We start from the raw sequence: 18,806 nt of genomic DNA, 5'->3' as shown, positions 1-18,806 counted from the left end.
TAACAATTATTCCTGAACGACTATAAAGAGTTTGATTCCGTGAAATAATTAAACCTGACTCCACTTTTCTCTATCAGTCCTTGAACAGTCAATTTTAAAGATAAGGCATTATTGCGATGGTTTTCCAAGTCATTGGACAAACGTTCCAGGGCCTTAAATTCCCCCGCTTGCAATGGTTTCTTTGAGTTATACAAATTGCCAACAGCAGCAGCGCTTTCATAGGCCATTGATAAAGCACTCAGTGGAGGTTTTGCTTTATAGCTATTAAGAAAAGATGATCCAAAAATCACACACTCTTTATTTCTCATTGGTGACACGCACAGAGCATCTCCTGAAAAACTATAAACGAGGCTGGCCGTCGGTTGTCCTTTTTTTATATCAGCACTAATCGTCTTTGTTCTTTCAAAAATCTCCTCTGCCATTTGCATCCAGTAAAAGGCCCTTAACTGAGAGCTGATTAAAAACAGCTTTTTTATTCTTAGTGACTGTGGTCTCGAGATAGAAATTCCCTGAAAGAGACTATCCTCACAGTAAAGCCCCGTTCCCTCCGCACGTCCAGTTGAAGCAAACATTAAAGGCAGTCGAGGAAATTTGTCTTTATTCCTACAGATCGCTGGCATATCCTGCAAAAAGATATGTTCACTTATCGTATCTTTAATTAGCATTCCACAGCTCTTCCCAAACTCCTGACCAACTCTATTGGCCCAAGGACTAAATCCTTTTTCACACCCAAATTGGATACCATTAAGTGAACTCTCCAGACCCAAAGAAAGTGCATCTCTGGCCATGGGACTCACAATCTCTTCAGTATTCATCATTGATGAGAGTGTAAAATTCGTCATGTGTTCAAAATGATCACGGTAATTAACCAGCTTGCTGTAACAAAGAAAATTAGTATTTACACATACACCGTGCTCAATCATGCTCGTTGGACACATATTTTCTGGATCGTTTATTTTATCAGTGATCACCTTTTTATATTTCTCATAAACCCCATTACAATTTGCCAGATTTTTAAACTGCTCACTGCCCATCAATAGACTCGTCTCTGCGGCCATATAAAGTAGACTCGCACTGGCCCGGTCCAGGCGTGCGTTCAAGACAGGATCAGAAGACCGACTTCCTTTTAAAAGGGAGACTCCCAGCGAAGACAAATAGAAGTCCGTTGGGACATTCTCTGATAGGGACCAAATCCCATCCAGGTTAGAGGCATAGACATCAATAAGCTCAGAGCGCTTATTGCTCAGGGTTTGTCCGTATAAAGTTTGTGAGAATAATAAAGTAAGAATGAAAAGCTTCATTCCCCTATTGTAATGGAGAAGGACTCTGGCCAAGTTTTTTAACGTACTCCTGAACCCTTAAAGCTCTTCTCCTTAAAAAGGTGGCACATTTGAGGAGGCGCTCTAGAGCTAAGTCCCTGCTTTTTTGAAACTTTGCAATCTCTCTTAAACTGTAACTCCCAAGGCATAACAAAAGAGGTATTTTAGTCACATTCCCAATTAACCTAGATCTGGTGGAATGGATCACTATTAACAATGGAACTCCTATGAGGTTCTTTTAGGTAATACAACGATTCTTTCCGAACTTACCACTACTTCCACCTAAAAGCGGACGACGGACCCCATCTCCTCGTCCGCTTTTTGGCGTTTGGTAAAATCTACATATAACCAAATCCTGACAACCATTCTGAGAAAAAAGTGATAGAACGTGGCTCATAAATCACCCTTATGAGAGGAATATATGAAAGCACTTTTAATGTCAGTTCTAGCTTTTGGTATTATTGGTTCAAACGCAATGGCTTCTTCTGGTCGCGACTATGAATGTATCGCCAACCGTCTTCAAGCTTATAACAGCAGCATTTACTACAACCTTTCAAGCTCAGATATCGACGCGATGATCACGATCCCGGAAATGTTCGGACATATCGATGCCATCAATGCTGAAAAAGCATGTATCACTGAAGAACAAAAATATCAGTGCACAGCTGATCGTCTTCAAGCTTACAATAGCGACATCTACTACAATCTTTCAAAAACAGACATCGACACTATGATCTCAATCCCAGAGATGTTTGGTCATATCGATGCTGTAAACGCAGCTAAGAGCTGTGGACTTCTATAATTCATTCTTGTCATCCTTTTGGACGACAAATAAAAAAAGCCCATCTTCAAGATGGGCTTTTTATTATAATCTTTTCAATTTCCAGGGAATAATACTAATCCATATGGACTAGTTACAGTCTTTGCCTGATGGCCCATGCGCTGATCTCAGCAGCATTTTTCAGTCCCAACTTTCTCATTAAGTTACTTTTATGACACTTAACTGTGTGCTCAGAGCAATTTAAAATGACACCGATTTCTTTATTTGTTTTCCCTTGAGTGATGTAGCGAGAGATTTCTTTCTCTCTTTCAGTCACATCTACTGTCTTTTGTGATTCAGCTTCGAACACTGGATTCATTTTTGTTTTTTCCAGTAGAACATTGCTCACTTTAGGACTTAAGAACTTATCACCTTGAACAACTGTATCAATGGCCCTCATAACTTCGTCAGTTGAATCACTCTTAAAAACAAACCCATCGATGTCGGCCTGAATGATTTGAGTGAGAACTTCATGACTTTGATATTGAGAGATAAAGACGAATTTAGCTGGAGAGCGGGCCGCTTTCATCTTAGTCATGAACTCAAGACCATTCATGTCTGGCATTAAGTAATCACAAATAATAACTTCAGCATTGTTTCGAGATAAAAGATCCATCGCATCTGTAGCGCTTTCAGCTTTTCCTACGACATTGTATCTTTCGTTTCTAGACAGGACAGAGGTAATACCTTCAAGAAAGAGTGGATGATCATCCACAATGACAACATTTATTTTATTCATATAACTACGTTAGAAAAAAAGCTCATTTTGTGCAAGCAAAATCAATAAAAATAAGGAATACTTGAACATATGCCTATCTTGTTCAATGTCCTTCACTGGATTTCTGGTTTAATACTCATCTCTTTGAGTTTCTATTGCTTGAAGAAAGCATCTAACAAGCTTGGACTTTATCTCTGTCTTTTTCTCTTTTTACTTTCAGTTTGGTCATTAGGAGCTGCTCTCATCTTTAATGTTCCCTCTCTGGATTTAAAAATAGACTTGATGAGAATAAGACAAGTCGGCATTTGCATGATCCCTGTCAGCTTACTTTATCTTATTCGCTCTTTAGGGGATTATAAACCTCTTCCGCTATACGTAAAAATAAGCTTAATCATTGCACCATGCGTTTCAATACTAACTATTATCAGCCCGTATCATGAATATTTCATCAAGCAATATGAGATTCGGAATATTTATGGATTCAATGTCCTGACATTTCATAACGGCCCCATTTTCTTTTTTAATCATTTCGCGGCTAGAGTCACAGTGCTGTGGTCTCTTTTTCTTTTAATGACCTCTACAAAAAGACAGAACCATATTCAACAGCATTATAACTGGATCCTTTTTACCAGTATCCTGGTCCCTTTTGCCATTGATACCGTCGCCGTGGCGCTGTCACCGACCTTGCGGTATCTTCAAATCGTTCCTGTTTTTTTAACTCTTTCGGCCTTATGCTTCTGCTACATCATTTTAAAAGGTGAAGTTCTAAAGATTGTTCCTGTGGCCAGAGGTCTGATTCTCGATTCCATCAGCGACATCTACATCAGTCTTGATCAAAAAAATAAAATAGTTGATTTCAATGCTTGTGCCAAACAGCAATTGCAGCTCAATGATTCATCCTATGGCAAAAACTTGTCTGATCTTCCCTTTAACAAATTTATCTCGCATATAACTGCGGCCATAGAAGACGGCAAACCAAGCAGTGAGTTCTTCCTTAATTATAAAACTTATAAAGAATACTACTCCATTACTATTGAAGACATTCTCGCCAACAACAATACTTTTGCCGGAAGAATCATCATTATAAAAAATATTACCGAGCAAAAAAATTATGAAATCCAACTCACTCAGATGGCGGAAATCAGAACTAAATTCATCAGTGTTATGGCCCATGACCTCATCGGAAATGTCGCTAGCCACACGCTTTTAGTCGAATCCCTGATGGATCATCCGGCCATTCAAGAGGATGAAGATTTGAAGGCAAGCTTGAGCCTGTTGCATGACTCTTCTCAAAACGTCACCAAGTTTGTTGAAGGTCTCCTTCGTTGGTCAAAAGACAGTTTGGAAAAAATTCAATTAAAAACAACTCAAGTCGATCTTTACGATCTTATCGATGAAGCCATTCTTTACCTAAGTCCAATCTCAATGCAAAAAGATATCGGCTACACTCTTAACATTCAAAAAAACACATCGGCTAAAATTGATGTCAACATGATCCAGACTGTAGTGAGGAATTTAATTTCAAACGCTATCAAATACTCCCCTCAAAATGGCAATATTCATATTGAAGCTACGATGGATGCCGAGTTGGTAACGATCACGATTTCCGATGAAGGCCCGGGGGTGAATGAAATGGAAATGAATCAGTTCTTAAGCCGCTTTCATATGAAATCTTATAAAGGAGGGCTAGGCCTCACTCTTTGCCGTGACTTTGTTCACTTACATAAAGGTGAAATCAAGGCGCAGAATAAAAATCCTAATGGAACTGTTTTTAGTTTTGCTCTACCTGTTACTTAATTAATGATTGATGTAATCCTTAATCACTTCATCCAGCCAATCCATAAAAACCTTTACTCTTCTTGGTAAGTTCCTGCGATTTGGATAAACAATAGACACAGGCATCGGCTCAGAGATGACCTTGGGAAGAATTTCTTGCAGCTTTTGTTTTTTGATTAAATCTCTTAGCCCAACTTCCGGGGCCTGAATAATTCCCAAACCACTCAAGCAGGCCGATTGATAGGCTTCAGTGCTATTGACGGTTATCGTCCCTTTCATTTTCATGGTTTTATATTTGCCGTCTTCAAAATACTCAAATCCAAAAGGCCTGCCTCCTAATGTAAGCGTGTAATGGACTAACAAATGATCAGCGAGGTCTTCAAGCTTTTTTGGCGTTCCAAACTTTTTTAAGTACTGGGGACTAGCGCAATTAATAACTTTCATTTCACCTACAGGTCTGGCAATAAGACCTGAGTCGGCGAGGCTTCCCACTCTCACAACACAGTCAAAACCTTCCTGAATCAAATCCACACGCCTATCAGTGCTGCTAATTTCTAATTCGACTTGAGGATTCTCTTTGAGAAACTCAGGCAATCTTGGAATGACAACATTGCGAGATAGAGCAACAGGCATATCTACCCTGATTCGCCCTTTCACTCCCAAACCTTCGTCGCGAAACATGCCCTCGGTCTCTTCCACATCCATTAAGAGATCTTTGCACCTTTCATAAAATGCCAAACCGTCGTTAGTCAGTTGAACATTTCTTGTCGTGCGATGAAAAAGACGTGTGCCAACCTGCGATTCCAGCTGTTGCACGTAAGTAGAAACGCTGGCCTTAGGAAGCCCCAGGCTTTCGGCTGCCTTAGTAAAACTATTGAGTTCAGCAACCCTGACAAAGATCTGCATTGAATAAAAACGGTCCATTATCCCTCTTTCTATTGTTCGTTTTATATGAACAGTATATCACAATATCTCATATTTATCCGTAATTAATAATCAAATAGAATAAAGTCATCAAGGAGAATAACATGACAACAAAAATTGCTCTTATTACTGGCGGAAGCAGAGGACTTGGAAAAAGCATGGCACTACATTTAGCTGAAAAAGGTGTAGACGTGATCATTACATACAATAGCAAAAAAGAAGAGGCCAATGAGGTTGTCTCTCAAATTGAAAAATTAGGACGCAAGGCCCATGCTCTTCAACTCAATGTGGAGAACTCAAAAACTTTTGGCGACTTTGCAGGTCTGGTTGGAGACGTTTTAAAAAGCAAATGGCAAAGAGAGAATTTTAATTTCTTAGTTAATAATGCTGGCATCGGAATCAACGTCAGCATTATGGAAACAACAGAAGAACAATTCGACCAATTGACAAATATTCATTTCAAAGGAGTTTTTTTTCTGACACAAAAACTTCTTCCTCTGATGAGCGATGGCGGCCGAATTATCAATATCTCTTCAGGACTTGCTCGCTTCTCATTTCCTGGATACTCAGTTTATGGCGCCCTAAAAGGTGCTATCGAAGTGATGACTCGCTATATGGCCAAAGAACTTGGGCCACGTCGAATTGCAGTTAATACAATCGCTCCGGGACCAATTGAAACTGATTTCCGTGGAGGAGATGTCCGAGATAACAAAGAGATGAATAAGGCCCTGGCAGCTCAAACATCTCTTGGCCGTGTTGGACTGCCTGATGATGTTGGAGGAGCTGTCGCGGCTCTGCTATCTGATGAGAGCGGTTGGATAAATGCTCAAAGAATCGAAGTTTCAGGCGGAATCATGATTTAACTCTTGTCCCATACGTTTCCTGAGAGCAAAATTGTTCTCAGGAGACTTTTTATGAACGCCTGGCCAGGGCAAATGAAGCGTTACTCAAGCTTCGTTAAGCTAGCGACCTGGAGCCTTCCTTCAAGGCCGTGGTAGAGGACTTTTCGACCAACATCTCCACCTATATGTTCACCTACAATTTCAATTCGAAATTGTTTTAAAATCTTTTTGGCCATTTCAATATTTCTTTCGCCTATATCATCCAATCCACCCTTTGAATTGCGAATGAAGCAGTTGGCTCCGCCGACGATCTTTGCTTTTAATCCAGTGACTGGCTCTTTGGTTGCTTTGACCATCTCTTCAATTAAAATAGGGATAGCGCGATCCCCATAACGAAGATCATCTCCCTCTTCGCTATTTTCCAAAAAACAAGGAAGTGCATAGTGGATCATCCCTACAATTTTTTTAGATGAAGAATAAAGACAAACTGAAACGCAAGACCCAAGAGTTGTGCTAATCACTACATCATCGCCTGTGACAATGAGTTCTCCAATGTTCAGGCAAAGGATGTTTTCATTCATCTTCTCTTACCGGTGGCCGTTTTTTTGTAAATAGATGGAGCTGCCGTAAACCATGAACTCTTAATCGCCTGCAAAGACTCTGAATGCCCAATAAACAAGCATCCTTCATTAGTTGTCGCCTTATAGATTTTATCTGCGACAATTTTAATCACTTCTTTTGGGAAGTAGATCATGACGTTACGACAAAGAACTAAATCAAAAAGCTCATCGCTGGGAAGATTGTCTTCAATCAAGTTATAAAGTTTAAAATCGATGTGATCTTTTAACTTCTTCTTGACTCTAAACCATTCAGAGATGGCCCCTGTTCCCATATCAAGCGAATCTTTTTGAAACTCTTCTGGAATTTCATTGAACTTAGAAATTGGATACACACCATTTTTTGCACGGCTTAAAATATTTGTATCAATATCTGAAGCCATGATTTTAAAAGTCATTCCGGCCGGAAGTTTCTTCTTTAAAAACATTGCCAGCGTATAAGGCTCTTCGCCAGAAGAACATGCTGCAGACCAGATACGCACTTCCTTTTTTCCCATCTTAACCCATTCAGGAATCAGCTTGGTCTCGATGTATTCAAAGTGTGCAGGCTCTCTAAAAAAATCAGTTTTGTTGGTTGTGATAAGGTTAATTAAATTCTGCCATTCTGGATGCTCTTCTGGCAGATTTTCAAGATAGCGGCGGTACTCTTTATAATTGCCGTGATTGTTGTCGCGGATATAAGGACCTAAGCGCGTCTTTAAAAGATCGCGCTTTTTCTCGCTTAGGGAGATCCCTGCAATAGAAAGGACGAGGTCCTGAAAGTAGGCAAAATCCTCGTCCTGAATATGTTTCTCTTCTTCAAAATTCTTTGAAAAATCTGGCAATGCAAAGTCCAACTCTTAAACCTCTTCAAATCCTGGATGGTCGTAGCTTGGTACTCCATCTTTCGTTCCACCATTGGCGGCTTTTTTCATTGCTGGCGCAGGGGCTGCAGTTGTCGCCACCTTAGCTGCTGCTTTTTTAGGAGCTGGCTTTTTCATATGGATAACATTCGTTGTTGTTGAAGTATTAACCGGAGCCTTTGCTGCTTGCTTTGGTGCATTTGGTTTTTTATCAACAGTTGTATGCACTGGTGCATTCGATCCGTTAATAACGGCTACAAGAGTTAAAACCTGATTCTTTAGAGAGTCTGCCTGAGCAGACAATTCTTCTGCTGCACTCGCCGCTTCTTCAGAAGTTGCCGAGTTGGTCTGAGTGACCTGGTCAAGTTGTCCCATTGCCTTTGTGATTTCTTGAATCCCTTTAGACTGTTCTAAACTTGCGTTTGAGATCTCGCTCGCCATTGTACTAACACTCGAAACATTCGTTACGATATCAGCAAGAACCTCACCACATTCTTCAGCAACTTTTGTACCCATTCTTACTTTTTCAGCACCATCCGTAATCAGGATATCTACTTTTGTCTTTGTTTCATTAGCGATGCTTTCTACTTTGTTAATTGAAGACGCTAGCATTTCAGAAATCTCTTTAGCTGCGTTACCACTCATCTGTGCCAGGTTACCTACTTCTTCAGCTACAACCGCAAATCCTTTTCCTTGCTCACCAGCTCTTGCTGCTTCGACAGAAGCATTAAACGATAGAAGCTTTGTCTGGAATACGATGTCGTTGATGACTTTTGTTTTTGATTCAATTTCCTGGATAACTTTTACGATCTCACCCATTTGCTCGTTAGAAGCATTAATCTGAGTCATAATATTATTGTTACTTTCATTGATTTGGGCCATTGAAGCCACCATTTCGCTAACAACTTGGCGGCCTCTTTCTGCTTGTTTATGTGAAGATACAGAATTTTCAGAAGCTTTTTTTGCATTTTCTGAGTTAATAGAGATCATTGAGCTCATTTCTTCTACTGATGCCGATGTTTCTTCCAGAGAGGCGGCCTGCTCTGTTGCTGCCTGAGAAAGTTCTTCAGAAGAAGAAGCAATTTGTCCTGCCGCTGAAGATACTTGTGTACTTGATTCATCTAGAGCGTCGCTGATGGCTTTAAGTGCTTTTGTTAATGCATTTGAGAAGATGAACGAAGCGGCAATTCCCAGAAAGCCTAAAATGGCAATTGTAACAATCATGATAAATGTAGCATTTGCAGCTGCATCTTTAGCTGTCTTTTCTGCCAGCTCTGCTTGCTCGTAATGAAAATTTCTAAGTTTATGAGAAGCTGTTCTCGCCTGTACACCGATGTCACCAAGTTTGAAATTTACAATCTGAATCATTTTTGCATGTGATTCAGCATCAACTTTTCCTTTTTTGTACATTTCCATTACAGTTTTAACTTCTGCAATTGATTCATCAATATACTTTCTAAAATCAAGATAAAGAACTTCTTCGCCAGGTAAATACTCTACTTCCTGATATTTTTTTTGAAGTTCTGCATCTGACTTAATATTTTCTTCAAGAGTATCATAAACTTTATCTTTTATATCTGTCGGCACTTCAGATGAGATCAGTTGAGTCACCTCAATTCTCATAGAACGATAGTTCGAGAACATTTGAAGCATGTTTGATGTGTTAGGATAACTTGTATCAGAAATAACAGAAAAGTTTTTAACAACTTTACTCAAACTCCAATAACTAATGCCTCCAATTAAAAACGAAATACAAATTAGAAAGGTTGAAAGCGAGAGCAACTTTGCCTTTAAACTAAAATTTTTCAAACTGATTTCCTTGGTTAAGCCGCGCCTATTGCGAACATAAGTTTATTTGCAGGGCTTATCGATAATGAAAAAGAATAGTTAACCCAGGTCAGTAAAATTGATAATAGCTTAAGAAACCATTAAGTTTGGATTCGTGAGTGGTGAAAGACTGAACAAAAATAGAAAATCCATTTAGGGTGAAGTAAGCTGAAATTTATTTAGATCTTAAGGTTCTTATTCTTAAAAGACTATTAGACACTCGCTATAAAAATAATATTTGTCTAAAAACTGTCATAACTCTACAAGGCCATGCAGTTTTCGTATTCGCGGGTTCTTTTTTAGTAAAGATGAGAAGACCGATGCCCAAAGAAAGGCAACTAGAAACTCATTGCTTCTAGTTGCCAATAAGGATTACTTAATATCTTTAAATGAAACGCCAATCTCTGCCAGCATGTTCTGGATCTGATCAACGCTTAGGCCTTTTCCACACCCTAGAGCAAAAAGAAAATCGCCAGGTGCGCGCTCACTCATTAGGTAAAGACCGTAATTTGGAACTCCATCAAAACGGTTTTGGATGACCATTTCTGATCCTGCAGGAATCACAATAAAAGGTGCTGCTTTCGTATTGATACTTAATTCACATTTTTTACCATTTTCTTTAGAGATAAGAATAATGAATTTCCCTTTTAAAGCTTTTACATCTTTAGAGAAGGCAAGTTTTGAAAGACCAGGTGTCACTCTATCATAATCTTCTACGGCCACTTCACCTGCTCCACTTTGATTAACAGCTTTAAGAATTAAATCCTGTAGAGGGGCCATCGCACCATAAAAGGCTTCTAATGTGCTAAAGCTGGCTTTTTTCTTTCCACAATTAGCAATAGCACTCTCTCCGTTAATCAACATTGAGTTTAAAAGATTCTTAACTTCCGTAGAGTCGTTAGACACTAATACAGAATTCGCTTGTTTTGCATAAGTCGAAAACTCTTGAAATGGAACTCCAAATTCGCCTTGAAGAACCTTACAGTACTTATTAAGGTCGAAGATATCTGTCGTCTCAGAATAAAGACGCGCGCTGGCCATAGCACTCGCATACTCTGTTCGACGATTCGTCAGAGATGAACTGATAGCATTTAATTTTGCTCTCTCTTCTGCTGAATACTCTGCAAAAGCACTAAAAGACATCATACAAATAAATACAGCTAAAATCTTTTTCATATTCCCTCTCATAGGTGATGGATAATTTTTCCGATCCTAGCCGATGCTTAATCACAAAGGAATATCAAAATAAAAAGCGTATAGATATTACAATATAAAGTGTTTAAATTAGTACTTTTGTTGGCTTTTTATTTTCGTCTATGGCCACGAAAGTGAAGTCCCCTCTAACGGCAAGCTCCCTGCTTTCGCCGTACATGTCTTCAGTGAACATTTCCACACCGACCACCAGACTTGTCTCACCAACCTTTTTAACTTTGGCGACTAGTTCTGCGATTTTCCCTGCAGGAATTGGTCTTTTAAAATCGATCCTGTCTGTTGAAACAGTGACAACTCTTAAACGTGAAAAACGAGTCGCGCAGATAAAAGCAATTTCATCCATCCACGATAAAGCAGTACCACCAAATAATGTTTCATAGTGATTGGTGACATCGGGAAAGATGGCCTTGGTTTGTTTGGTGATTGAATTTTCAATTTTGGCAGAAATAAGGGCAGATAAAGAGAATGGCTCAGTCATAAATTCCTCCGCGGGATGAATGGAGATAAAAATAAGGATCGGACTCTAACCGTTGCGGGACAGTGCTGGAATCTCACCAGACTTCACTTGATTTTTATCTTTGGTTTTTGTTGGAGTTAATATACTTCGACAATTTCGTACTGTCTTGTCTCTTTTGGAGTTTCCACTTCAAAACTCTCTCCAGCGCCAAGGCCTAAGGCCGCATCGCCAATAGGAGAAAAAACTGAAATCACCAGAATTGGATAATTATCGATCATCAGCATTGATCCACCAGACGTGGTCGAGAGAAAATACAATCTCTTCTGTCCGTTGCAGTCAATAAGACCTAAAGAGCCCAATTGAAGTTTGCTGGCCGGCTCAATCTGAGTCACCAGGTCTTCGAGCATCTGAATGTCCATTTTGATTTCTTCGACTCTTTTATTTTGAGCGCTGGCAAGATACCCAGCTTCGATGGCACGAGTGTCGTACTTTCCTTCCGACTTGAGATCGGGGGCTACGGCCAAATCACGAGTGGATTTGGCCGCGCCTTCGACTTCTTTTAATTCTGTATTTAACTTTTCAATTAAAACTTCAACGATCTTTTTTTTATCAATTGTTTCTAGCACTACTGAAGCTCACTTTCCTCTTTTGGATTTTTCTTATCAAAAGTTTCTCTCGAAGTGATGATCGTTGTCCAGTTTCCTTCGATCCAGGTAACAATTTCTCTCATTGGGTTTAGAATGCTCACTCCAAGTTCAGTTAGTTGATACTCAACTCTTGGTGGCACTTCAGCAAACATCTCTCTTGAAATAAGACCATCTCTCTCAAGGTTTCTAAGAGTCGCAGTCAGCATTCTTTGTGAGATATCCGGAAGGCTTCTTTTTAGCTCAGAGAAACGTGCACGCTCTCCTGGCATTCTTGCGAGAGTAAGGATTAGAAGCACGCTCCACTTGTCTCCCAGACGGCTTAAAAGCTCTCTTAGAGGGCATACGCCGTGGCCTTCGCTGTCCTTCTTATCTTTACATGTGTTCTGTACGAAGAAGTCCTTACCAGACTGTTCCGTAGTGGCCGTTTTAGCAGTATTGATTGTATTAGTTTCCGCTACTTCTGGCGTAGACTGACTATAAGTATCTAATTTCATAATAACCTCTCATTTTAGACTCAGTTCCTAACGAGAGCTTAGTATACAATCGTAACCATGTAAAGGGGGTTTGAAAAATAGTTTGCGGCGCGAACTAAAAGCCCCTCAAATGAGGGGCTTATGAAGTATTTTATTCTTTTGCTTTGGTCGGATCTTGGGTCTTAACTTTCTCAAACAGGCGTTGGTAACCTGTGCGTTGGTAGCGGTTTGAGATGAGTTCAAAGATTGAAGTTGATGAGTCTTTTGAGATTTGATTTTCTTTTAAATCGTAATCGTCCATTGTTGCACCTGCATTTTTCTGAGCTTCATTAAATGCAGCTAATTCTTCAGGAGTCATTGTTTTAGAATTATCAGTTACACCAGTAAGACCTAGATCTACCTTCTCTCCCGAAGCACCAGCACCGCTCATATCTATCACACCGGTACCTGCCGCCGGAGTCTTTTTTAACTCTTCAACTTTTTTGTCATCTGTAGAAGCGGTAGATGAACCAACAGCAGATGCGCCACCTCGGCCACCATACATTGAAGCGTACATCTGGCCGGCAGTAGAGTTAGATTTTTTTAAAGAATCATTCACACCCTTTTCAATCGAATCCGAAAGCGCTTTAGCCTGTTGAGCTAAATTGATCTTACTTTTTTGTTTCAACAAGCGATCAGCTGCATTTTTTTGTGCTTTATCTAAAGCACTTCTTAAAGCATTAGCTTGGCCGGCAAGGTTTGAAGCGCCCTCCAGTGATCCTTTCGTGATTTTACTTGTCCCGTTAAATCCATTTGCATTTTTTAACAAGGTTGATAACTGCATTTGAGAATCGGCATTAAGACCATTGTAACTTGGAAGATTTTTAACTGACTCGTCAAATGACTTACAGTTTTTCGAATCACCACCAGTATAACAAGGTAATGCCACACCATTAGCTGATTGTGACAAATCTACCTCTTCATAGTTAGCACCTGCAATCGCCAGATTCGAATTTGGCTTAATGGTCGTTTGAATCATCGGCTGTTTTGCCGCTATTTGTGTAGTATTCGCTCCCAATGTTAGAGATCTCATTGATTGCAAAATGGTATCAATTTTTTTAATGTTTGCATCTATCTGGCTGATGACATTATCTGTTGCCGATGTTGCAGCAAATGTTAAACCGGCCAGTACTCCCCATGCAATCGCACGTTTTTGTGGGATAAGTAGAAACATATCAATTGATGGCCCAAGTGTCGCTGACGTCGCTAAAAGGAAAGTAACCGCTGCACTTGAAGCAATTCCCATTGCACTAAAAAGTTCAGCATGCGCTGGAGGGAAAATTACATTGAATGCTTTTTCAAAATAAGCAGAGAAATGGGCCTTATTCTTTTCAATAACACTTGCCATCTCTCTAGCATCCATCTTGTTTTGCATGTAGTACTTTTTTAGAATAGGCGGTAAATCCTGCACAGAATTGTTTGCTGTCATAAGCCCGGCACCACCGCTGGTCCCGATATCATTATTTGGAATAAGAGGCTGACAAGCTCCCTGGAGTGATCCGTTAGCCGCTTGAGTGTGCATTGGACAAGACCCGGTCAATGCACTTAATTCTGCTTGAAGAGCTTTTCCTTGAGCAGTCGTTGTCGCTAATCCTTGTGCTGATGGTCCAGAGGCTTGTCTGGCCATTTCATATGTCATTAACGATTGTTGATACTTGGTGATAGCAGCAGTACATGTACCAACTTCACTCATACATTGCGCACCCAGCGGCTGTGTACAAGGCCCGGGACAAGGAGCACTTAACCAAGCTTGGCATTGAGCTGTGACTGCTCCGGAAACTGTAGATAGAGCTGTTCCAATTCCCGATGTACATGTAGTTAACGCCGTCATATCACCGGCAGCCATTGTATAAGCGGCCACACCTGCAGCTGCGAAAGCCGCTGCTGCAGCCATTTGAAGCATTTTTTTTGTGTTTGCAGTTTTCTTTGCTTCTTCATAAGACTTTTTCAATCTCTCTAAAGCTGCAATTTGTTCTTGATTAATGTTTCCGTTTTTATCCCTAGTGATTTCTTGTTCCATGCCTTTCATCACTTCTTTTAATTTAAGATAAGCAAGAACCTCACCTGCAATAAAAGCAGCACCACCGGCAGCTGCAAGCATCACATCCGTTGTCATCTTATAAGTATAAAGTCGTGAGGCGATGGTCCCAACTGCTGTCATGGTCAACGTCCCCATTAAGTCTTTATCCTTAATGGCCTCAGTTTTTACAGTTTCTGCCTGCGCAGACTGAAGAAGTGCCCCTTTATAACTGAAATCAATCAGCATTAAGGAACCGGAAAGAATTGATACCAAACATACTTTGTAAAAAAACTTCAACATACGTGCCTCGATCTTGTTAGAGAGAACTTAGTTTTTAGCTGGTTCTTCCTCAAGAAGTTTTGGGTAACCTGATTTAAAATATCTTCTAGAAATTAATTCAAAAATTGATGGCCCATTCTGGCCGTTGATCTCATCGGTTTTTACATCTAAATGATCCGAGCCTGAAACCATCGGAGCTCCAAGAGCCAGACCATCACCTACTGGTGCAGTATCTTTAAACTCAAGTTTTAGTCCTTCTTCTTTTTCTTTTTCACCAGTTGCTTCACCTGCAGCTAAGTTGACAGCATTGCCTTCAAAATTGACACCCTTGCCAGAACCCGAGTCCTTATCATTTTTAGAATCGGCTGAGTTCATTGGAGTTGAGCCAATACTTGCCATGAAACCAGTTGCTGTCATTCCATGCTTTTGCAATTCTTTTTTTAAAGCTGCATTAACTTTATCTTTGAATTTATTTTCTTCTTTACCAGCATCAAATTTTCCATTGGTAATTTTTGTCAGTTTTGCCTGCTGGTTCTTTAATGCTTTGTTGATCGCGTTTTGCTTGTTCCCTAGAGCTTCGGCACTTGTTAGTGTTGAACCACTGATTCCTGATGATCCACTTAAGCTGTCACCAAGACTTACTGACTGAGAAGCAATCCCCTTCAACGAATCAGGTAAATTTGCAAAGCCTGGCATAGAAGATAATTTGTCCGCTAATTTCGCACAATTTTCAGAGCTGTTGCCTGTCATACACGGAGTTTTAGCAGAACCATCTGCAGAGAAAGGCTGAGCACTCTGGATAGAAGGATTGATTGTCTTAATAGCGACAGATTGATTTTGTAAGTTCTGGGCCTTAACCCCTTTGTTTAATTTATTCATGTCGGCCAGAATTGCATCGATTTTCTGGATGTTATCATCAAGCTTCTTAATGATATTATCAGATGATCTTGAAGCCATGTATGAAATTCCAGCAAGGACACCAAAAGCGATCGCTCTGTTCATTGGCACAAACATGTACGTATCAACTGAAACTCCCATTGTTCCCAGGATTCCGGAAAAAGCTAAGAGTGTCCCAGCCCCTAAACCAAGCATTGGCAACCAACCAGCCTGAGCTTCTGGAAAAATAAACGATAAGCTTCTCTCTAAGTAGTTTGCGAAAATATTTGTTTTTATCTGAGGTGAATTCACAAAATGCTGAGCCGCTGGCAGTCCTAATATTTTTCCGGCATCAACAATATCACCAGTAATTGGGTTAGGTGCAGACTGCTGATCTTTAATTAGAAGATTAGCTGCCGGTAAACATGCCCCTTGCACACTTTTTGATAGTGTCGTAACAGTTGCCCCAGCGACAATTTCACTACACATATTCATAGGATTTTTTGCTGTCAGCTCATAAGGGAACACCGCTTTATCTTTCATTCCTGATGGTTGCCCAGGAGGCGTTCTGGCCTTAGAGTAGGCCATGAAACTTGCACGATACCCTTCCATTAAAGGCTTACAAGCAGTACAAGCACCAGACTCAGTTGCTCCGACACCGGTCGCCCCCGCAGCAATACACTTATCTAGTGCACCGGAAGCATAATTAAGTGTCTGTAGACAACTTTGAATTGCCCCCTCTTCACTGTAGGCCATATAAGTTGCAGTTAAAGCGGCAGCACCAAAAGCAGCTGCTGCAGCCAATTGCAATGTCTTTTTTGTTTTAGTCGTTTTCTTTGCTTCTTCATAAGATTTTTTTAAATCTTGAAGTCTTTGGATCTGTTCTTCATTGATTGTACCGTCACTCTTTTTTTCCACTTCAACGGTCATGGCATCAATAGTGCCTTTGAACTTGATATTACTCATCACCTCGCCTGCAATGAACGCAACACCACCAGCGGCTGCAATTGTTACGTCAATAGACACAGGCGAATAAGCTTGCCACATCCTTCCTGCAATAAATCCACCGGCAAGCATGGTAATCGAAGCCAACATGTCCGTGTCACTTACTTTCTCAAAAGAGACACTCTTCTTAGCAGTGATGACACCATTAGAATCTGTTGTGACAGTTGCTTTACTTTCAGTCGCAGCCGCAAAAACAACAGAAGATTGAACTGTTAAAAGCGACCAAGAGATCACTGAAATCAACAATGTCTTATAAAGATGCTTTAACATATTCGTACCCACCGATATGGTTCTATAAATCTATTTTACATTATAACCGTATAACGTCTTAAAAGATGGAAGGTAATATTGACCTAAAGCTAAGGATTTCAGTCGGATATATGAGATGGATAGGCTTCTTTGAATGCCCACTTTTTGTGTTATTAGTAGGATAAGTTAAGGCGTAGCTAGAAGAAATAAAAAGGCCGTTAAATCAACGGCCTTTAGGCAATTTATTTATCTAACGTGGACAGCGAGCTTCATAATTTTGCCAAGCCCATACTATTTGCCCCCATTGGTTACGCACCTGAGCGTAGCCTGAGCACCTAACCCCTACTCCCGGTTCAACATACCATGAACATGCATTGCTATTATCTCCACTGCTAACGTAGGCTGAACCAACAACAAAACATTGTGCCACTCCTGCCGGTCTACCATAATAGTCAAAGCATGGTGTTTTAGCTGCACACTGTGTATAGCTTGAGAATTCTTGTGCAAAAACACTAACTGAAAATAAAGAAAGAGCTAAAATTAATTTTTTCATTTGTACTTCCTTATAATGTTGAAATGAAATTTTCGTAAAGTGATTTCATGTTGGATAAAGATTGTTGAGCTTGAAGAGCATTATTCTCATTTTTAAATTTAAATATAAATTTATTGTTAAAAATAATTAAATTAGAAGACAAATCAAATCTTACATTATCGTTTAAAAATCTTACCGTATTTACATCATAGGTATTAACTCCTACCGTAACAGTGATAGACATTTCATTTTTTTTACTTACAAAATTTTGCGAGATTTTCATCTCGTATCTTTCAGCTGAGGAATTATTCAATAGTTCAAAAAATAGATTATAATTTTCAAGATATGACCTACGATAACTTAAAATCATTGATGGAGTTAAATTTTGTGAATTTGCTAAATCAATTTTAGCTCCACGTTCAATCAAGTATTCATAAAGTGACATGTCTAAATTCGTATCTAAATTTTTGGCTGCGTGATGTAATGCTGTATTACCATTGGCATCTCTTAAATTTAAGTTTGCACCAGCTTCTACCAAAGTTTTTACCACTTCTTTCGAATTCCAAGCAGCAGCTAAAATTAAAGCAGTATATTTATTTCCAAATCTAACATTTAAGTTTGTGTTAACTTTTAAAAACTCTTTAAGAGTTGGAAGCATTCTTTTATCAATCAGTGATGCAATTAAAGGTTCTGTAGAGCCATCTTTCAGAGGCATCAACACATCAGTATTTGCTCCAATACTGATAAGCAGAGTTGCCATTGGTTCATTTTTATCAATCACGGCCTTTAATAATGGTGTAATTGGACCAAGCTCAATATCAATACGAGATTTTTTATCTAATAAAATAGACACGCATTCATTACATGTGCGAATAGCGATATAAAAAGAAGTCTGATTATATTTGTCTTGGACATTGTAATCAATTAACGCGCTCAATGGATAAGTCGTCGTAAGAATTTTAACAATATTTGGTCTTTTATAGAGGGCTGCATAGTGAAGAGCTGTTAACCCCTCTGCATCTTGATAATTTATGTTGATGTCTTTTCCCGTTTCGAGCAATTCAACAAGATCATCTTCATAGCCATTTTTTACATAACTAATCATGTCTTCATTTGGAGTTGCAAAAGCAAGCGAGCTACAAAATAACAACATTACAGGAATGAGTTTGAACATAAGTTACTTCCTTTTTAAATTTTGCGTTTGATACAACGCCTCCCGAGAATATGTCAAAAGGAATTAAACATTGAATCGCAAAACACTTGTCTCTTTGAATTTCGATATTTTTCAATGATTACAAGTTAATAGGCGCCTTAACTCTTGTAAGTCTTAAA

At 39.5% G+C, this 18,806-nt stretch carries 18 protein-coding genes and 1 riboswitch; of the genes, 3 read left to right on the top strand and 15 right to left on the bottom strand.

The features are described from left to right. Nucleotides 1-20 precede the first annotated feature (20 nt). On the bottom strand, nucleotides 21-1,301 hold the full coding sequence (locus AC6JA8_RS03245) for a hypothetical protein (RefSeq protein ID WP_497975736.1): 1,281 nt from the start codon (nucleotides 1,299-1,301) through the stop codon (nucleotides 21-23). A gap of 256 nt (nucleotides 1,302-1,557) precedes the next feature. Beyond that, the gene (locus AC6JA8_RS03240) at nucleotides 1,558-1,716 is read right to left on the bottom strand and encodes a hypothetical protein (RefSeq protein ID WP_185903047.1); all 159 of its coding nucleotides are present in this window, start codon (nucleotides 1,714-1,716) and stop codon (nucleotides 1,558-1,560) included. 24 nt (nucleotides 1,717-1,740) lie between these two features. Between AC6JA8_RS03240 and AC6JA8_RS03235 the strand changes: the two genes are divergently transcribed. Further along, nucleotides 1,741-2,121 carry a hypothetical protein gene (locus AC6JA8_RS03235; protein ID WP_497975735.1) on the top strand — a complete coding sequence of 127 codons (381 nt, stop codon included), beginning with the start codon at nucleotides 1,741-1,743 and terminating at the stop codon, nucleotides 2,119-2,121. A 112-nt stretch (nucleotides 2,122-2,233) separates the two neighbouring features. Here AC6JA8_RS03235 and AC6JA8_RS03230 read toward each other — a convergent pair whose 3' ends face one another. After that, nucleotides 2,234-2,878, bottom strand: a complete 645-nt coding sequence (locus AC6JA8_RS03230) for a response regulator (protein WP_497975734.1) — start codon at nucleotides 2,876-2,878, stop codon at nucleotides 2,234-2,236. Nucleotides 2,879-2,947: 69 nt separating this feature from the next. Between AC6JA8_RS03230 and AC6JA8_RS03225 the strand changes: the two genes are divergently transcribed. After that, a complete protein-coding gene (locus tag AC6JA8_RS03225) occupies nucleotides 2,948-4,654 on the top strand; it encodes a sensor histidine kinase (RefSeq protein WP_497975733.1) in 1,707 nt (568 codons plus the stop codon). Here AC6JA8_RS03225 and AC6JA8_RS03220 read toward each other — a convergent pair whose 3' ends face one another. Beyond that, complete coding sequence (locus tag AC6JA8_RS03220; RefSeq protein ID WP_497975732.1) at nucleotides 4,655-5,557, bottom strand: LysR family transcriptional regulator; 903 nt, start codon at nucleotides 5,555-5,557, stop codon at nucleotides 4,655-4,657. A 104-nt stretch (nucleotides 5,558-5,661) separates the two neighbouring features. Here AC6JA8_RS03220 and AC6JA8_RS03215 point away from each other — a divergent pair, with 104 nt between their 5' ends. Continuing rightward, nucleotides 5,662-6,420, top strand: a complete 759-nt coding sequence (locus tag AC6JA8_RS03215) for an SDR family NAD(P)-dependent oxidoreductase (RefSeq protein WP_497975731.1) — start codon at nucleotides 5,662-5,664, stop codon at nucleotides 6,418-6,420. A gap of 80 nt (nucleotides 6,421-6,500) precedes the next feature. On the opposite strand, the gene AC6JA8_RS03210 is transcribed toward AC6JA8_RS03215, so the two are convergent. The 11 genes from AC6JA8_RS03210 to AC6JA8_RS03160 form a co-directional block, all read right to left on the bottom strand. Beyond that, complete coding sequence (locus tag AC6JA8_RS03210; protein WP_497975730.1) at nucleotides 6,501-6,980, bottom strand: chemotaxis protein CheD; 480 nt, start codon at nucleotides 6,978-6,980, stop codon at nucleotides 6,501-6,503. Then, a complete protein-coding gene (locus AC6JA8_RS03205) occupies nucleotides 6,977-7,852 on the bottom strand; it encodes a CheR family methyltransferase (RefSeq protein ID WP_497975729.1) in 876 nt (291 codons plus the stop codon). The genes AC6JA8_RS03210 and AC6JA8_RS03205 overlap by 4 nt, the downstream gene beginning before the upstream one ends. Before the next feature lie 3 nt (nucleotides 7,853-7,855). Next, entirely contained in the window at nucleotides 7,856-9,667 is a 1,812-nt protein-coding gene (locus tag AC6JA8_RS03200; protein WP_497975728.1) for a HAMP domain-containing methyl-accepting chemotaxis protein, read from the bottom strand. A 390-nt stretch (nucleotides 9,668-10,057) separates the two neighbouring features. Continuing rightward, the gene (locus tag AC6JA8_RS03195; protein ID WP_497975727.1) at nucleotides 10,058-10,861 is read right to left on the bottom strand and encodes a hypothetical protein; all 804 of its coding nucleotides are present in this window, start codon (nucleotides 10,859-10,861) and stop codon (nucleotides 10,058-10,060) included. Between the two features lie 103 nt (nucleotides 10,862-10,964). Beyond that, entirely contained in the window at nucleotides 10,965-11,375 is a 411-nt protein-coding gene (locus AC6JA8_RS03190; protein WP_497975726.1) for an acyl-CoA thioesterase, read from the bottom strand. 29 nt (nucleotides 11,376-11,404) lie between these two features. After that, a riboswitch (adenosylcobalamin-variant (AdoCbl-variant) riboswitch) is annotated at nucleotides 11,405-11,475 on the bottom strand. Between the two features lie 16 nt (nucleotides 11,476-11,491). Beyond that, a complete protein-coding gene (locus AC6JA8_RS03185) occupies nucleotides 11,492-11,980 on the bottom strand; it encodes a GreA/GreB family elongation factor (RefSeq protein WP_497975725.1) in 489 nt (162 codons plus the stop codon). Continuing rightward, nucleotides 11,980-12,495 carry a winged helix-turn-helix transcriptional regulator gene (locus AC6JA8_RS03180; RefSeq protein ID WP_142410060.1) on the bottom strand — a complete coding sequence of 172 codons (516 nt, stop codon included), beginning with the start codon at nucleotides 12,493-12,495 and terminating at the stop codon, nucleotides 11,980-11,982. Before AC6JA8_RS03180 ends, AC6JA8_RS03185 begins: the two co-directional genes overlap by 1 nt. Before the next feature lie 130 nt (nucleotides 12,496-12,625). Further along, nucleotides 12,626-14,779: a hypothetical protein gene (locus tag AC6JA8_RS03175; protein WP_497975724.1), complete on the bottom strand. Its 2,154-nt coding sequence runs from the start codon at nucleotides 14,777-14,779 to the stop codon at nucleotides 12,626-12,628. A gap of 81 nt (nucleotides 14,780-14,860) precedes the next feature. After that, entirely contained in the window at nucleotides 14,861-16,963 is a 2,103-nt protein-coding gene (locus AC6JA8_RS03170; protein ID WP_497975723.1) for a hypothetical protein, read from the bottom strand. 229 nt (nucleotides 16,964-17,192) lie between these two features. Continuing rightward, complete coding sequence (locus AC6JA8_RS03165) at nucleotides 17,193-17,495, bottom strand: hypothetical protein (RefSeq protein WP_497975722.1); 303 nt, start codon at nucleotides 17,493-17,495, stop codon at nucleotides 17,193-17,195. A 10-nt stretch (nucleotides 17,496-17,505) separates the two neighbouring features. Continuing rightward, nucleotides 17,506-18,648, bottom strand: coding sequence for an ankyrin repeat domain-containing protein (locus tag AC6JA8_RS03160; RefSeq protein WP_497975721.1), 1,143 nt, complete (start codon nucleotides 18,646-18,648; stop codon nucleotides 17,506-17,508). Between the last annotated feature and the right edge of the window lie 158 nt (nucleotides 18,649-18,806).

Source organism: Bacteriovorax sp. HI3 (assembly GCF_059738875.1).
Note: the sequence above shows the minus strand (reverse complement) of the source record. Positions and strands in the feature narration are given on the sequence as shown.

What these genes read in the sequence shown, in the direction of transcription:
- AC6JA8_RS03170 (WP_497975723.1), bottom strand. Translation starts at nt 16,963, where the DNA reads ATGTTAAAGCATCTTTATAAGACATTGTTGATTTCAGTGATCTCTTGG.
- AC6JA8_RS03175 (WP_497975724.1), bottom strand. Translation starts at nt 14,779, where the DNA reads ATGCTGATTGATTTCAGTTATAAAGGGGCACTTCTTCAGTCTGCGCAG.
- AC6JA8_RS03165 (WP_497975722.1), bottom strand. Translation starts at nt 17,495, where the DNA reads ATGAAAAAATTAATTTTAGCTCTTTCTTTATTTTCAGTTAGTGTTTTT.
- AC6JA8_RS03235 (WP_497975735.1), top strand. Translation starts at nt 1,741, where the DNA reads ATGAAAGCACTTTTAATGTCAGTTCTAGCTTTTGGTATTATTGGTTCA.
- AC6JA8_RS03225 (WP_497975733.1), top strand. Translation starts at nt 2,948, where the DNA reads ATGCCTATCTTGTTCAATGTCCTTCACTGGATTTCTGGTTTAATACTC.
- AC6JA8_RS03195 (WP_497975727.1), bottom strand. Translation starts at nt 10,861, where the DNA reads ATGAAAAAGATTTTAGCTGTATTTATTTGTATGATGTCTTTTAGTGCT.
- AC6JA8_RS03215 (WP_497975731.1), top strand. Translation starts at nt 5,662, where the DNA reads ATGACAACAAAAATTGCTCTTATTACTGGCGGAAGCAGAGGACTTGGA.
- AC6JA8_RS03245 (WP_497975736.1), bottom strand. Translation starts at nt 1,301, where the DNA reads ATGAAGCTTTTCATTCTTACTTTATTATTCTCACAAACTTTATACGGA.
- AC6JA8_RS03180 (WP_142410060.1), bottom strand. Translation starts at nt 12,495, where the DNA reads ATGAAATTAGATACTTATAGTCAGTCTACGCCAGAAGTAGCGGAAACT.
- AC6JA8_RS03190 (WP_497975726.1), bottom strand. Translation starts at nt 11,375, where the DNA reads ATGACTGAGCCATTCTCTTTATCTGCCCTTATTTCTGCCAAAATTGAA.
- AC6JA8_RS03240 (WP_185903047.1), bottom strand. Translation starts at nt 1,716, where the DNA reads ATGAGCCACGTTCTATCACTTTTTTCTCAGAATGGTTGTCAGGATTTG.
- AC6JA8_RS03220 (WP_497975732.1), bottom strand. Translation starts at nt 5,557, where the DNA reads ATGGACCGTTTTTATTCAATGCAGATCTTTGTCAGGGTTGCTGAACTC.
- AC6JA8_RS03210 (WP_497975730.1), bottom strand. Translation starts at nt 6,980, where the DNA reads ATGAATGAAAACATCCTTTGCCTGAACATTGGAGAACTCATTGTCACA.
- AC6JA8_RS03230 (WP_497975734.1), bottom strand. Translation starts at nt 2,878, where the DNA reads ATGAATAAAATAAATGTTGTCATTGTGGATGATCATCCACTCTTTCTT.
- AC6JA8_RS03160 (WP_497975721.1), bottom strand. Translation starts at nt 18,648, where the DNA reads ATGTTCAAACTCATTCCTGTAATGTTGTTATTTTGTAGCTCGCTTGCT.